The 16,100-nt window shown below is 40.8% G+C and carries 11 protein-coding genes and 1 pseudogene; 10 read left to right on the forward strand and 2 right to left on the reverse strand.

The window, feature by feature from the left end; translation table 11 throughout:
• Positions 1–608 precede the first annotated feature (608 nt).
• The 8 genes from FXV91_RS18815 (at position 609) to FXV91_RS18850 (ending at position 8,746) form a co-directional block, all read left to right on the forward strand.
• Positions 609–1,073, forward strand: a complete 465-nt coding sequence (locus FXV91_RS18815; RefSeq protein ID WP_229392330.1) for a MarR family transcriptional regulator — start codon at positions 609–611, stop codon at positions 1,071–1,073.
• A gap of 20 nt (positions 1,074–1,093) precedes the next feature.
• The gene (locus FXV91_RS18820) at positions 1,094–2,500 is read left to right on the forward strand and encodes an MATE family efflux transporter (RefSeq protein WP_229392331.1); all 1,407 of its coding nucleotides are present in this window, start codon (positions 1,094–1,096) and stop codon (positions 2,498–2,500) included.
• Between the two features lie 42 nt (positions 2,501–2,542).
• Entirely contained in the window at positions 2,543–2,683 is a 141-nt protein-coding gene (locus FXV91_RS18825; protein ID WP_229392332.1) for a hypothetical protein, read from the forward strand.
• Positions 2,684–2,987: 304 nt separating this feature from the next.
• Positions 2,988–3,917, forward strand: coding sequence for an ABC transporter ATP-binding protein (locus tag FXV91_RS18830; RefSeq protein WP_229392333.1), 930 nt, complete (start codon positions 2,988–2,990; stop codon positions 3,915–3,917).
• A 1-nt stretch (position 3,918) separates the two neighbouring features.
• The gene (locus tag FXV91_RS18835; RefSeq protein WP_229392334.1) at positions 3,919–5,319 is read left to right on the forward strand and encodes a COG1361 S-layer family protein; all 1,401 of its coding nucleotides are present in this window, start codon (positions 3,919–3,921) and stop codon (positions 5,317–5,319) included.
• Between the two features lie 35 nt (positions 5,320–5,354).
• Positions 5,355–6,602, forward strand: coding sequence for an ABC transporter permease (locus FXV91_RS18840; RefSeq protein ID WP_229392335.1), 1,248 nt, complete (start codon positions 5,355–5,357; stop codon positions 6,600–6,602).
• Between the two features lie 89 nt (positions 6,603–6,691).
• A complete protein-coding gene (locus FXV91_RS18845) occupies positions 6,692–7,510 on the forward strand; it encodes a winged helix-turn-helix domain-containing protein (RefSeq protein ID WP_229392336.1) in 819 nt (272 codons plus the stop codon).
• An 84-nt stretch (positions 7,511–7,594) separates the two neighbouring features.
• A complete protein-coding gene (locus FXV91_RS18850; RefSeq protein WP_229392337.1) occupies positions 7,595–8,746 on the forward strand; it encodes a transglutaminase-like domain-containing protein in 1,152 nt (383 codons plus the stop codon).
• A gap of 61 nt (positions 8,747–8,807) precedes the next feature.
• Here FXV91_RS18850 and FXV91_RS18855 read toward each other — a convergent pair whose 3' ends face one another.
• Positions 8,808–10,949 carry a CHASE4 domain-containing protein gene (locus FXV91_RS18855; RefSeq protein ID WP_229392338.1) on the reverse strand — a complete coding sequence of 714 codons (2,142 nt, stop codon included), beginning with the start codon at positions 10,947–10,949 and terminating at the stop codon, positions 8,808–8,810.
• Between the two features lie 923 nt (positions 10,950–11,872).
• Between FXV91_RS18855 and FXV91_RS18860 the strand changes: the two genes are divergently transcribed.
• Positions 11,873–12,607 (forward strand): YkgJ family cysteine cluster protein, encoded by a 735-nt coding sequence (locus FXV91_RS18860; RefSeq protein ID WP_229392339.1) that lies wholly within the window; start codon positions 11,873–11,875, stop codon positions 12,605–12,607.
• 94 nt (positions 12,608–12,701) lie between these two features.
• On the opposite strand, the gene FXV91_RS18865 is transcribed toward FXV91_RS18860, so the two are convergent.
• Positions 12,702–14,912, reverse strand: coding sequence for a CHASE4 domain-containing protein (locus FXV91_RS18865; RefSeq protein WP_229392366.1), 2,211 nt, complete (start codon positions 14,910–14,912; stop codon positions 12,702–12,704).
• A 284-nt stretch (positions 14,913–15,196) separates the two neighbouring features.
• Between FXV91_RS18865 and FXV91_RS18870 the strand changes: the two are divergent.
• Positions 15,197–15,415 (forward strand): annotated as a pseudogene (locus FXV91_RS18870) (IS200/IS605 family accessory protein TnpB-related protein); the annotation flags it as partial.
• Positions 15,416–16,100 lie beyond the last annotated feature (685 nt).

The following is a 16,100-nucleotide window of genomic DNA, read 5'->3' on the forward strand; positions in this document are numbered from 1 at the left end:
TCAAGACTCACAATGTAAGCAATAACTTCAGGGTTTGAAGCACACAAAGCAAGAATCTCTTCACGTGTAAGCATGATAACGAAACAAAATAGAATTCAATTTATATCCAATTTTTCCTCGAAAAGAGGAAAAATTGTAGCCTTTAAAAGGCTGCCTGAATAGTTACAAATAATTATTTTAATGTTTGTGTTTTGGGTGAAAACTTGTTGGTCGTTATTCTGATTTGGTTTCAAATGCAATTATCTTCTTGATATATTTGTTGCAGTCAGTTATAATATTAGTTTCATGCGTAATTATTCCATAAACGGTCCGTACTTCAAAACAAGCTTCCTGGTTTCATAAAAATGAAACATGTGACTATGAATATCTGACTGTGCTTCCTTATCTCATAACCCTCAAAGCCGTCTGTATTTAAAATAAATAATTTAAATTTGCCGAATTGAAAGTGGTTAAAAGGTAATTGCTGGTCAAATTTAGTTTCATACGTAACTATTATATACACCATAATTGTATGAGGTGTTATAGATTAGTTTCATATTCAATTATTTTGCAAATGACCTTTGTTTAAAAAAAGCCTTCCAGCTTCCTAAACAACGAAAGGTAAAATTATGACAGACCCAAGAGAAATATTAGGTCCCATCGTCCACATCTACCGGAGCCACCAGGAATACATGGCAAAAGAACTCGAAGCTTACAGGATAGGGAGCGGGCAATTTGATTTTCTACTGATTTTGTACCATAAGGATGGCATCTCTCAGGAGACCCTTGCAAAAACCCTGAAAGTGAGCAAAGCAACAAGCACAAGAGCGGTCCAGAGTCTGGAAAAAGAGGGGTACGTGTACAGGAAAAGAGACACAGATGACCTCCGGGCTTACAAAGTTTACCTGACTGAAAAAGGGAAGGAAATGAGGGGTGTGATTCATGAAAAGCTGGTTTCTTTTATTGACATCATTTTTTCGGATTTTACACCGGAAGAAAAAGAAATTTTAAGGCTACTCCTCCGTAAAGCTGCATTTAAACTCTTAGAGCCCGGGTTCGAGCCTCCATCTAACAGTCCAGATGACATGCAGTAAAAACGACAGAGACGAAAAATATGGAAGAGAAAAGTGAATTTCTGGGAAAAGAGAATATAGGAAAGCTCCTGTTTAAGCTTTCAACTCCCGTGATCATCGGAATGCTGGTACAGGCTCTTTACAATGTTGTGGACACCTTTTTCGTAGGAATAGCCTATGGAACAGAGAGTGTCCAGGCCATAGGCGGACTTTCTATAGCTTTTCCAGTCCAGATGATAATCATGGCCTTTGGAATTGTTCTCGGGACAGGGGGCTCCTCTATAATCTCGCGTGCCCTTGGCGCACGAGAGAATGAAAAAGCTGAAAGAGTTCTTGGGAATGTCTTTTCCCTGAGTCTGATCTTAAGCGTGCTCATAGCCATCCCCTGCCTTTTCTATCTTGACCCAATTCTAAAAGTGTTCGGGGCAACTCCCGGAGTCCTCCCCTATGCCAGCGAGTACCTTGAAATTATAATTGCAGGCGGGATTTTCTTTGTATTTGGAGTAGCTGTTCAGAATATTGTCAGAGCCGAAGGAAACGCACGCCTTGCGATGAATGCTATGCTTATAGGAGGTGGCCTCAATATTTTCCTTGACCCTGTCTTCATGTTTGGTTTCGGAATGGGTGTGAAGGGTGCTGCAATTGCAACCGTACTGTCACAGGCCGTAGCTTCGGTCTGGCTCCTGCAGTACTGCCTTAAAGGAAAAGGATCTGTGCGTTTCAGGCCAGAAACCTTGAAACCAGACCCGGAAATTGTTAAGGAAATTGGAGCTATCGGTACTGGATCTTTTATAATGGAATGCTCTAGCAGTGTCATGATGATTTTCGTGTACAATGCACTCGCAATTTATGGGGGGGATGTCGCAATTGCCGTTTTTGGCGTAGTAATGAGGATTAATTCCTTTATCTTCCTGCCCCTCCTGGGTATGGGCTTTGGCCTGCAGCCAATTATCGGGTTTAACTATGGAGCAAAGAGATATGATAGGATAGTAGAAGCTGTAAAATTATCTCTTGCAATGACAACGGCTTTTGGGCTTCTTGGCTTGCTTATTATCTACCTTTTCACAGAACAAATTCTAGGACTATTTAGTACAGACCAGCAATATCTGGAGATGGGGAAAACTGCTGTAATGATCATGATTCTGGGAACGCCCCTGATAGGTTTGAATGTAGTCACATCAATCCTGTTCCAGTCCTTAGGAAAAGCCAAACCCGCTTTTCTTCTTTCCATGAGCTGGCAGCTCCTTTTCTTGATCCCTGCTGTTATCTTCCTTCCCCGTTTATACAAACTTCTTGGAGTCTGGGCTGCTTTTCCGGTAGCGGACTTTTTGGCATTTCTACTTTCCGGATTTCTGCTTTTCAGAGTGTACAGGGTCTTCAAAGAACGTAAATATTCTTCTAAAATTAGTGTCGGATCAGAAATTGCAGATAAGGTCTCTCATATCTGAAAGTTTGTAAAAAATTCTTCAGATAATATCACAAAACGTTTATTGAAATATGAAAACAATGAACCAGAAAAGTTCAAACAACCAGAAAAGCTCAAACAACCAGAAAAGTTCAAACAACCAAAAAAGCTCAAACAACCAGAAAAGTTTAAACAAGCAAAAAAGCTCAAACTCAAGCCATCTTAAAAAAGTTCAGTTCAGCCTGAGATATTCAGCTCAGATGTGACTGACTTTTTAGAGTATTTATGGCACTTAAACTATATCACTACAGATACGGTAACAGATTTAATAAATATACCAAGTTATTTATCTAATTTCAACCTTATGCTTGTCTAAGAACATCAGGTCTGATCCTGAAACAGGTAGTGAGAAAAATAGGAACCAGACGAACAAAAGATGATCAGACTCAAGCCACCCTGAAAAGATTCGGCTGATTCAGCTCAGCCTGAAAGATTCAGCTCCGATATGATTAGCTTTTTAGAGGCAATTTATGACACTTACTGAAATTATAGAGACATTTAAAACGAAGTTAAATCCTTCAAAAATTATGGATTCACTCGAAAAAACAGCGAGTTTCTACGATGAATCTGATAATAGTTCAGGGGGAAGTGATTCCGGGGAGGATCTAAAAAATAACCCGTACAGCATTTCAGCTACCGGTTCTGTCAAAAGCTCTGAAGATACCAGAATCACCCGGAGTGARAAAGACCCACTGATCAAACTGACTGATGTCTGGAAGATTTACCAGATGGGAGAAGTCGAGTTTGCAGCTCTCAAAGGAATAGACCTGGAGATCTATGAAGGTGAGTTCCTGGTAGTACTTGGCCCCAGTGGAAGTGGTAAAAGTACACTTATGAACCTTCTGGGCTGCCTGGACATACCCTCGGAAGGCACTGTTTACCTGAACTCAGAAGATATCTCAGAACTTGCTGAATCCGAGCTTGCCCGCATCCGGGGWCAGATGATCGGTTTTATTTTCCAGAGTTTCAACCTCATACCCACTTTGAGCACGGAAGAAAACGTACTACTGCCTCTGGAATTCCAGGAAGAAGATATACAGACGGCCCGAAAAAAAGCAGCATACCTGCTTGATATAGTCGGGCTTTCGGAAAAGAGAAAAAACCTGCCTTCTCAGCTGTCAGGCGGACARAGGCAAAGGGTTGCCATAGCACGCTCCCTGGCTGTGAACCCGCCTATAATCCTGGCAGATGAGCCAACAGGRAAYCTGGACACCAAGACCGGAGATTATATTCTGGAATTTCTGGATGGACTGCATGAAAAGGAAGGAAAGACGATTATCATCGTTACCCACGACCTTGAGCTTGTAAAATATGCAACAAGAGTTGTGTACATAAGAGACGGTGAGATCGAAAAAATCGAGGAACGCAAGAAAAATGAACCAGATGAATTGAGGAATTGAAATGAAAAAGTTCTCTTTACTAACATTAATACTGTTATTTTCTGCATTTATATGCCTTGGAGCTGGAACAGCACTTGGCGCATCAAACGGAAACATAAACTCTTCATCCATGCAGGTGAACCTGACTAACCAGAACCCGGACTCTGCTCGCCCCGGAGAACCTGTTGAACTCACTGTCAGCGTACAGAACGTTGGTACAAAGGATATAAAGGATATTACTGTCACCGTCAATCCGGAATACCCCTTCACAGAAATTTCAGGACAATCTATTGTAAAAAAGGTCTCCTATCTGAATGCACGGCAGGATGACAACGAGGGAGGCGTCCTTAAATTCAAGCTTATGACAGATTCCAACGCATCTGCAGGTACGTATGATATTGACATCGTTACTACTTACAAAAGCGGATCAGGTTCCTCCTCAAGCACGATGACCACTACAAAAACAATCCAGCTCGATGTGAGAGGTAAAGAATACGCTCAGATTGTAACCATAGATAAGGCGAATATTGACATAGCAAAGCAAGAGACTCTTGAATTCATCATAACGAATACCGGAACTTCCTCTCTGAAGAACATGGTCGTTTCCTGGAAAGACCCTAAAGGCGTGATCCTCCCGGTATACTCTGACAATACCAAATATATCAAGTATCTGGATGCAGGGGAATCTGTGACCGTTGCTTACTCGGTAATGGCAGATGTAAACGCAGATCCGGGACTTTACACTCTGGATATAAATCTCACTCTGGAAGATTACGAATCAAATGAAAAAATCATTCAGACTACAGCAGGAGTTTTCGTAGGTGGAGAAACTGACTTTGATGTAGCCTTCTCGGAAAGTGATGCGGGAGAGATTTCTCTTTCAGTTGCAAACGTAGGTAACAACATCGCATATTCAGTAAAAGTATCGGTTCCGAAACAGGACAATTACAAAGTGTCAGGAAGTTCCTCAACGATTGTAGGAAACCTTGAGAAAGGAGACTACACAATCGCTTCCTTTGATGTGACGAGCATACAGGGTGCCGCAGTGGTTGAAGGTGGTTCAGGAGCACCGGGTACTGCAAAAGCAAGTGCTGAAGGGGGAAATTTAACTGCTGCTTCTGTGGAAGGCAATCCACTAAAAGTCCAGATTGAATATACTGATGCGAAAGGAGAAAGAATCACGGTGGATAAGGAAGTAGAACTCGAGATTACCGGTGGAAGTATGACTGCACAGGCAGGCGGACAAGGTAAACGAAGTGGCATCAGTTCATACCTGCCCTATATTGCTGTAATAGTGTTTGCAGGTGGAGTATTCGTGTACAGGAAGAAAATACAGGAAAAAATACTGGTAAAGAGAGAGAAAAAATCAGGAGATAAAAAGCCTGAAGAACAGAAATACGGCTGTAAGACACCCAGAGACTGAAAAATCAACATCCACAGATAACGGAAGGATGCAAGATGAGAAATTCAACCTACCTGAAAATGGGCCTGAACATGCTTCTGCACAGCAAATTGAGAAGCTGGCTGACCATTATCGGGATAGTTATAGGGATCGGGTCTGTTGTTGGCATCCTCTCTCTCGGGGATGCCATGCAGGAGCAGGTACAGAGCAGGCTTGCCGAGATGGACCTGACAAAAATAACCATATCTCCAGGATATACTAAAGCATCATCCAATATGCCCGGTCCCGGAGGACCCGGGGGAGGAGGGGGCACGACAACGGATGTCGAATTGACAGATGATGATATCGATGCACTTCAGGGCCTGGACGGTATACAATATATAGCTGGCCAAATTTCCGGCAGTGAACCGGTGATTTATGCAGCGCAAAATGCAACCCTCTCAATCACAGGCGTGGACCCTCAGGTCTGGAAGTATATGACTACTCTGGAGACGCAATCAGGAAGATTGCTCGAGCCATCTGACAAGTATGCCGCAGTCATAGGAAGTGGCGTTGCCAGTGGAGTTTATGACCAGAATATAGGTGTGAACCAGGTAATAACAATTAACGGTAAAGCAGTGCGCGTTGTCGGCATTCTTGCAGAAGAAGGAGGAGGGGGAGACAGAAGCATTTACATGCCAATCGATGGGGCAGCAAACCTGCTTGATGATGCAGAAGAAGATGTTTATGACACCATCACTGTAAAAGCCAAGAGTGAGGATCTGGTTGACGGACTGATAGAAGACATCGAGGATAAGCTCATGGTTTCAAGGCATATTATCCGGGATGATGACAGGGACTTTTCCGTGACAGCCTCTAAGTCAATGGCTGAGTCCGTCACCGAAATGACAAGTTCGATGACCCTCTTCCTCGGAGCAATTGCAGCTGTATCCCTCCTTGTAGGAGCTGTGGGTATTGCAAACACTATGTTTACCTCAGTCCTTGAAAAGACCAAGGAGATAGGAACTATGAAAGCCATTGGAGCGAAAAACAGGGATATCCTTATGATTTTCCTTTTTAACTCTGCAATGGTAGGCCTTGTTGGTGGCATCCTTGGAGTTATGCTGGGAGCCTGTGTTTCAACTCTATTCCCACTTCTGGGCATGACTATGATGGGAGGGGGAGGCTCTTCAGGCATATCTCTTGCTCCTGACCTTATGGCTTTCGGGCTTATCCTGGCAGTAGGAATAGGTGTGGCTTCAGGAGTAGTACCGGCCTACAGGGCATCAAAACTGAAACCTGTAGATGCGTTGAGATACGAATAACCGGAAGAAACCGGAAATAAGTGAATTAAAAGAAAGGATAAAACCTTTCTTAATTTTTTTGCCAAGGAAAAAGCAGAGAACGGGATAAAATGAATCTTATTGACCTGGCAGTTCTCCCTGAAAAAAGAAGAGAAATACTCTTACTTATAGAAAGGAAACCCGGAAGTTTTGAGGAAATTAAAAGTTTACTTGACATAACTTCTGCTTCATTAAGGCTCCATATAAATAAACTGTTAGATTCCGGGCTTCTTGAGGAAAAAAGAGGAGAATACAAGTTATCGTGCATGTCGATACCGATAATTGAGAATCTGAAAGGACTGCTGGACTCACTGGCTTTCTTTGAGGAAAATATGGGTTACTGGAAGAAACATGACCTGACTCCGGTTCCCGACTTTTTATTGAGAAAGCTCGAAGACCTGGGAAGGTTTGAACTTATTGAATCTGATGCATCACATATGTTCGAAATCCCACAGGTAATTATAGGACATTTAAGGACATCAGGGGAGATTTTTGCTTTTTTCTCCTGCCTGCATCCGGAAATCCCGCTCCTTTATTCAGGATTTGCGAAAACAGGCTTAAAGCTCTCTTTATGTGTGACAGAACCGATAGCTGAAAGATTATTCAATGACTTCCCTATTGAAACAAAAATACTTCTGGAAACTGAAAACACTAAACTGTTTGTTTGCAGCAGGAAAGTAAACCTGCCTGTCTTTATAGTGACAGATCGGTTTATGGCAATATTGTTTTTTCAGAATAGCGGGAAACTGAGCATTCAGTTGATAATCTGTTTTGAAGATGGGGCTTTGCATTGGGGAAAAGAATTGTACAGATATTATGAGGAGTTTTCGGAATCTTTACGAAGCAGAGACCTGAAAGACTGTGGGAATCTGAAGCCTGCGGAAGTATGAAAAATGAACTTTACATGAATAAAGAGGAAAAAATTCAACATAAGAAAATTGAATAGAAAGAAAAGCAGGATGGTAGGTAACAGAATGAAAAAAATTGCTATAATTTTGCTGGCTGTTTTTATACTGGCAGTATCTGTCTGTGCCTGCGAAAGCCTGGAGGCAGGAAATTCCGGAACTTCCCGGGAAACCTGCTGCATAACCAGTATTTATGAGACCATTTCCGGGAGTTTCACTTCCAGTGAGCTCATTGCAGACAGTATTACTTCTTACTGTTCATCCATCGAGAGCCGGATTTCGGAAAGTCGGTATCTAAATTTGATAGATATTTTTGAAAATAAAATTTATGCTGTTGGAAACTGGAATTTGGAGTTCAGCCTGCCTGCCAGGGAAGTAGATATGATGCAAAATAGACAACTTATAGTGCAAAATAACCAGCCCGTTTTCAGGAGGGAAAGACCAGAACGGTTGCTTCCTGCTCCTACCAGAGAAGAGCCTGTAAGGAGGGGAATTCCTGACAGAGATGAATTGAATAATTTCATGGAAGAACAGCCGCTACAACGAAAAAACATAACATCAAATTACCAGACGTATGTCACCCCGGACTCTGAGGCTGTAAACTCTTACATCGAAGAAAACTGTCTTGATGATAAGTACGGGATTTATAAAGCAGCTCTCTCCTGGACCTGGGTATCAGACGAGACTTTGAATAATGCAGAAGAAAAGTGGCTTACTCCGACCGAATTCCTGGAAGAAACTCCTGATTATTCCAGCAACCCGGTATATGGCGAACCTGCGAGTGACTGTGAGGAACAGGCAAATTGCCTGGCTTCCCTTTTGATAGCTTCAGAAGAATACAATGAGAGCACAGTCCGGGTTGCAATAGGAAAAGTCGATTTCGGGGATGTTAGCGGCGGACACGCCTGGGTAGAGGTTTACGAGGATGGAGAATGGTTCCCCCTTGACCCTACTGACGGACCTTACTATGATGACGAAAGTTCAGAATTGATGTCTGCGAATGCATCGGAGATTGACTATGAGAAATATAGTAGTAACATATATCCGGCAGTGGAAATCTGGTATTACTATAATAACGAGTATTTCATAGATTCAGGAACGAAGATTGGAAATGCTCCAGTGTCCTGGAACAAAAAACCGGAGAGCTATCAAAAAACCGGAAAGCTATCAAAAAATATGATCGGGTCGAAAGTGACATTTTCGACCCTTATTTCATTTTAAAATTCAATACTGGGATTGAATCTGAGCAAACCGGATACTTCGGATGAAGAAGAATAGGAGCTCAGAGTCGTTCACTCCTGCCGGAAAAGGGGATCGAAAAACCGAAGGTACTCCCTTTTCCGGCTTCACTTTCAAACCAGACGCTTCCGCCGTGGAGATGCACGATTTCTTTTACAAGGGCAAGACCAAGCCCGGTTCCCTGATATTTTTTAGACGAGGAAGAGTCTATCTGGCTGAAAGGCTTGAAAAGTTTGTCGTGGTCTGCTGCTGCAATGCCAATTCCTTCATCAGAGACAGCTATCATTATATAGTCATTTCTCTGTGCTGCTTTAACTCTTATACACCCATTTTCATTTGAAAATTTAATTGCATTTGTCATCAGGTTGCTGAGAACCTGCATGATTCTCTCCCTGTCTGCAGACACTCTGGGCAGGCTAGTTTCAATCTCAAATTTTATATTTATTCCTTTGCTGGCGGCAAATGGAAACAGCATATCCCGAACTTCAGCAAATGCTTCAGCCAGCCAGAAAGTGCTGTAATGCAGTTCAAAGCTCCCTGCTTCTACCTTAGAGAGATCAAGGATCTCATTGATCAGGTTCAGCAGGTGTTTTCCACTGCTTGAAATATTCCCGACAGCTTTGAGCTGTCTTGCATTAAGTTCTCCATAGACTTTCTCATACAGAAGGTCGGAGAAGCCTATTATTGAGTTTAGTGGGGTTCTGAGTTCGTGACTCATGTTTGCAAGGAATTCACTCTTGGTATGGTTTGCGACTTCTGCGTCATGCTTTGCTCTGAAGAGCTCGATTTCATAGTTCTTCCGTTCCGTAATTTCCACACCTGTTTCCAGAATTGCAATGATATCTCCGGTTTCGTCACACACAGGCTTTGACCTGAGAAGCCATGTCTTTCCCTCGGAAGAGGTGAACTCCTGATCAGTCCAGCCGGAAGCCTGTGGATACCGTGGTTTCTGGATAATCTCTTTGTCCGCAGCCTTGTGGCAATCAGAAGTCATCTCTTTAACCTTAACCGTTAATAGATCCCTGTTTTTGAGGGCAGCCCGGTTCGCCCAGCGAATATTAAAGTTAGGATCCCTGAGCACCACTATTTCTTCAAGGGAATCGAGAATAAACTTTTTTTCATATTCCCTGGACTTAAGTTCCTGCTCAGCAAGTCTGATGCTGGAAAGCATTTCATTGATACCTTTTGAAAGCCTGTGGATCTCATCTTCTCCATCGACGTCCAACTGCTTTGAGATATCTTTCTCTCTTTTTACTTTTTCAAGAAAACTGTCAATAGCAATTAGCCTTGAGACAAGGAGACGATCCAGGCTGAACTTGGTCGCGGTTCCTATAACTATCCCGCTGAGCAGCAGGAAACCGTAAATATAAGTCAGAGTCTTTTTGCCCTGTGCGTAGAGGTCACGCGGGTAATCAGCTCTCATAAGGGCTACGGGCTCCCCGGTAGTATCTTTCAGTATGAAATACCCGGCCACCCTATCATCTCCAAGAATATTAACAGTATTCCCTTCTCCCCTGAAAGCTTTATTGAATGCATCCTGAAAGTCCGGGGGCATTTCCTCGTTTAAAGCATAGAGAGATAGGGAAGACTGTGTACGCTCTTCAAGAGAGGCGATGTAAGAGCTGTCAATATACTTTCCAAGAATTAAAGTCCCTGCAGAAGGACCTTCTTCGAGACTTACAAGGATAGGACGGCAAACGATAAGCATCGGCCCTTCTTCAAGCAGTATGACTCCCTGCATATAATCCGCATTTCCATGAGTCGTGAGAAGCCCACTGTTAATCCTCTCCAGAAGCCCTGCAGGAACCGGAACATTTGTCCTGTTTATCAGGTCTACAGACATGGGATAGACCATGACTCCAGATTTGTTTACAAAAAGCATAATATTGAGATCCAGGTCATATAGAGTGTTGTCTTCCAGGTTGGACTCTATATATTCAGGATTCAGGGTATTCATGAATTCGTATGTATCATCCCAGTAAGCCCAGTCTCTTGCAGTTCTGTCAATAGACAGCGTCTCCCAGGCAATTGCCTGTTCGATTTTCTCCGTATTTTTGAGGGTATCCCGGGTCTCAAGCTTGGAAAAACTGGATAACAGGATGGTATGGGATGCGACTATTAAAAGAACAGTTAATAAAGCAAACATTGTGAAAGTAACTACCAATAATTTTTTACTAACATCCATACACATCACCAACAAACTGCCGGAAGTGAAATCACATACTTGCAACCGTGTAGCATAAAACATAATCCATTCAAAAGCTAAAGTGCAGATATTTGTTATAAAAATGAAGTGAAAAAATATATAAAGGTTGCTAAGTAGAGCAGAAATTCCTGTGCAATTAAGGCAGATACTCAAGATCGGTACTCTTGTTGAATTATCAGTACACTTTTTGAACTGATCCCAGAACTCAAACCGAGTCTCTAAATCTTATATTTTGAGAGGTCAATGGAACCTTTGATAACGAAAACTGATTCTAAAACTGTACTGATTTGAGAGTAAAGTTGTTTTGGAAAAAAATTCATAAAATCATTTTTACACTTCAAGAAGAAGAAATACATATTAGATTCCTGCAGATCTGATTGATAGACCCATAAATTTAAACGAAATTATAAATTAAGTAAAACTTTCCGCCCTGACTGCAGAGTTTTTCGAAAATAGACAAAAGCCAATATTGAATTATAATATTATATAAAAAATTAGGATACAGGGCAGAACCCGTAAGAACATTAGTTTTTCGAGCCTGTGCCAAATCTATAAATTGCACACCTACGCACGCAAAATCAGAGAAGAAAAGTAGTAAATTACTGTAGAGCTGTCCAGAATAATTTTTTGAGGGCCCTCCGGGCACAGCCACATGTCTCCTGTGTATAACAGTTTTTGCTACTTTCAGATTAAATCATAAAAAATTCAGGTTAGGCTGGTAAATTTTTTATACCAATTACTCTTTTGAAAACTATAAAGCTTTTAATATTTTTATTTGTAAGTCAGACTTATTATATAATTATTTAAAGCTGACAAAAAAAGCTTCTAGAGGCATAAATGTAAATATAACTTAAAAAAAATATAAGCAATATACCCAGTTTTACATAGCCGAGGTTTTTAGATTGAGATTTAAAAAAATATCCATGAATATGTACGAGAACTTCCATAAAATGTTTAGTGGAAGTAATCAGAATACTTTCAATGTCTGCAAGAAATGTGGAGGAGCTTGCGAGCACAATAAAATAGGAACTTTGCTCCCTGGAGAAAAAGAATATATGGCAAAAAAAATGGGTATGAGCGTTTCCGAATTCAAACTAAGGTATCTGGATATTTTGAAAATGGAAGACGGAACTCTTATTCATGTATTAAAGCTTGGAGAGTTATGTCCTTTCTTGAATAAAGAAACTGAGGTATGTGAATGTCGGGATTTTAAACCTATAATCTGTAAAATTTACCCTGTTGTTTTTACGGTTGAAGATGGAAAGGTAAACTTTACAATAGACAATTGGTGTCAGTTATCAAGAAAGAAAGTTTGTAGAAACTATTTCAAATCTGCTATCCCCCTTTTGTCCCGCCTTCCTATCCCGATTGAATGGTTTAGTCATGTGGTAAGCTACGATGACCTTTATTTTGATTATGACCAGTTAAGAAAATGCAGAAAAGGAAAAAGTCAGTACGCTGTTTTTACTCTGGAAGAACTTTTAAGCCTTCAGAAAGGCCATATGGAAGCGTATAAAGTAGAAACGCATGATATAGAAGCACATAAGAAAGAAGCAAGTAAGGTAGAAATACATAGGATAAAAGTGGCAGGTTACTGTGTTGATTTCTGTCAGGAAATTGAGGAGCCCATATTTTAATAAGAGACTGAAAAACTTATGGCTTAGGTAAGCCGATATATTCAAACGACTTTTAGTCAGTTGATTCCTTACCCTATTCTTTTTTAAATTTCCTTTACAAATCAGGATCTTCAACCGTTTCCGTGCCGTTAAGTGACTTTACTTCGCTGTTGTCACTGTCTCTTTCATCTCCATTTATCGGAATTGTAAAGGCAAAGGTACTTCCTTCCCCTATCTTGCTGCTGAACCAGACAGAGCCGCCGTGAAGGTTAACAATTTGCTTAACCAGTGCAAGTCCCAGCCCCGTTCCCTGGAATTTTTTTGAAGAAAACGGGTCAACCTGGCTGAACGGCTTGAAGAGTTTATGCTGGTCTTCAGCTTTTATCCCGATTCCATTGTCCTTAACCATTATTTCTACCAGGTCTCCTTTCTTTTTTGCCTCTACCTTCACAAGTCCACTTTCCTGAGAGAACTTTATAGCATTATCTAACAAGTTATACAGGATCTGAACAAAACGAGCTTCGTCAGCACGGATTGTGGTAAGGTTTTTATCCACATCGATTTTAATCTCAATCCTTTTCCTGTCTGCAATAGGAGACAGCAGATTTTTTATTGTACTGAGTTTACCGGCAAGCTCAAATTCTTTATAATCGAGCTCCAGTTTTCCGGCTTCTACTTTAGAAAGGTCGAGAATATCGTTAATCAGATTTAGGAGGTGCTTTCCGCTCCTTGAAATATTCCCTACAGCCTTGATTTGTTTTTCGTTAATTTCCCCGTAAACCTTCTCATACAAAAGGTCTGAGAAGCCTATTATTGAGTTAAGCGGAGTCCTGAGTTCATGGCTCATATTTGCAAGGAACTCACTCTTGGTACGGTTTGCGACCTCTGCAATCTGTTTCTCATGGAGAAGCTGCTCGGCTTTCTTGCTTTCCGTAATGTCTCTGCAAGTTTCCATGACCCCTATAATCTTTCCATTTTCATCAGCCACAGGAATTGCCTGGAAAAACCAGATTCTCCCGTCTTTTGAAGTGAACTCTCCTGACTTTTTCTCACCTGTCATGAAGACCTGCTCAAGCTGGGGGTACTCAACTAACGGGCTGCTGGTGTCCGGAGTAGCTTTTAGAAAAATCCCGACCGCCTTTTCAAGGCTCACTTGCATGTGTTTCAGGGCAGCTTTGTTTGCCCATATTATTCTCATTTCAGGGTTCACAAAAACAACAAGTTCATTGAGTGAATCAAGCAGGACTTTCTTTTCGCGTTCCTGGGCCTTTAACTCCTGCTCTGCCAGATAGATTTCATTTAGCATCCCGTTTATTTCCCTTGACAGGCGATAGAGCTCATCATTGTCTTTCAGGGACAAACGTTTGGAAAGGTCTTTTTCCGACCGAACTTTTGTAACGAAATCATCGATTTCTACTAACCTTGAGATAAACAACCTGTCAAAAGCAAACTTGACTCCAATACCTGTCAATAGCCCGGTAAAAAGCAAAAACAAATACATATAGTTGAGGGTCCTCTCACCATGCAAATAGAGTTCTCTGGGAAAATCTGCTCTAACAATCAGGGCAGGCTGGCCCGAAATATCCCTCAATTCAAAATAACCTGCTACTCTATCTTTACTGAGAGGTTCCACAAGAATCTTATCAGGAGTTTCCGAAAATTTTCGAAACTCTTTCTGAAAATCGGGAGGCATTTCCTGATCGGTCCTATACATAGAAAGGGAAGAACGCGTAACGTCTTTGAAGGATTCAAGCAGGAAGTTATCAAAAAATCTCCCGAAAATGAGAGTACCCTTCGAAGGTCCTTCGTATTTTGTTGTAAGAATCGGATGGCAGGCAATAAGCATAGGTCCTTCATCGAGCAAAACAATACCGCTTATTAAGTCATCCTCTCCTTTTGTAAGAAGAGTTCCGTCTTCGATCATTTTCAGAAGCCCTTGAGGAACCGGCTTTTCTTCCGCAGAATTAACATCCACCGATTTTGCATAGACCAGATCTCCGGAATCATTAACAAAAAGCATTACATTAATCCTAATCCCTGCAAGTGTCTCATTCTGAAGGTCCACATCAATGTACTGCTGGTTCCCATCTTCGATAAACTGATAGGTATCATCCCAACAAGCCCAGTCCTGGACAACATAATTAATATAACCCTGCCGGGCAGAAACCGCGTTTTGAACTCGTTCTACATTCTCTGTTGTATCAACCTGTTCAAGCTCCAAAAAGTTGGATAGCTGCATGTTATGTGTAAATGTAAATGAGGCTGTAAGCACTGCAAAAATTAAGAGGGTGATTATAAGAACTTTTTCGCTAATATCTATTACGATACCCCCGACTGCTTAGAAATAAAGAGGAGCTTGAAGGTTATATATATTTAATATTAAAAGAGGAGAAACTATATAAAAGTTAGTAGACACCTTAAATAAATTTATATATAAATATAACGGACTCATTCTATAAAATTAAACAATTTCAGAAAAAAAGTGAGAATGAACTTAAATAATCGGTATCAAAAACTTAAAGTCCATTTCCTTACCATTTTTAGACAGGAGGTATCAATTTTAAACACTATTTTTTTTCATAGATTCCATCAATCATTTTTCTTGCAGCAAAAATCACTGATCAGCGTAATGATTTCTAGAATAAACTCTCTTTTAGACTAATCTGCGAAAACCACGCAATAGCTATGGAAACATTAGACGTTGATGGTATGATTAAGAATCATCATCTAGCACAATCAATTAATGGTGCATCATGGAATAGCTTTGTAACAAAATTACAGTATAAGGCTGAATGGGATGGAAAAAACATATTAAGGATAGGTAGATTCCATTTGGATTCGGTTAAGGTGCAAAACGCCAAAAAATGCTATTTTTTATGCAACATATCAACTAATTCTGTTGGAAAATCGCTATATGTAGTATTCGAAGTTGTGCATAAAATTCGTTAACCGATGACAAAAGAAGCATTATTACAAATATATAATCTCAATTGATACCAATTTTGAAATTCAGTCCAAAAAATTATGTGCTTATATTTTAAGCGCATAATTCAACATTAGGGGACCTTTATGCGTCTAAAAATGCGGAACATAGGTTACTATCACACTTACTCTTTTTCACTCTTTTTCCTATTCTTTTTCCTTCCTCCGATTCGATTCTCTCACATATTTCTCCGAGAATTGGGAAAGGGTCAAGAATCTTTGTAAGAGTTTTGAAATCAGGGCTAAATCCGTCTTAGATAAGCATCTGAACTTTATCCAGAGAGACTATACGCAGAATATAGTTTCCGGACCTGCTTGTGAAGGAACCAGAAAGTGTTCCTGTTCTCCACAAATATAGCTGCTTGATTTTACAGTCTCTTTAGAGCACATGCACAAGCTCCTTCGAGCATTCCGCAGGCAATTAGAGCATTCTGAAGGCAATTAGAGTATTCTGAAGACAATTAGAGCATTCTGAAGGCAATAATACCTAATACAGGCATATTTCAAATTACAGATACTTCAGGCTTACATT

The organism is Methanosarcina sp. DH2, assembly GCF_020804225.1.
Lineage (GTDB): Archaea > Halobacteriota > Methanosarcinia > Methanosarcinales > Methanosarcinaceae > Methanosarcina.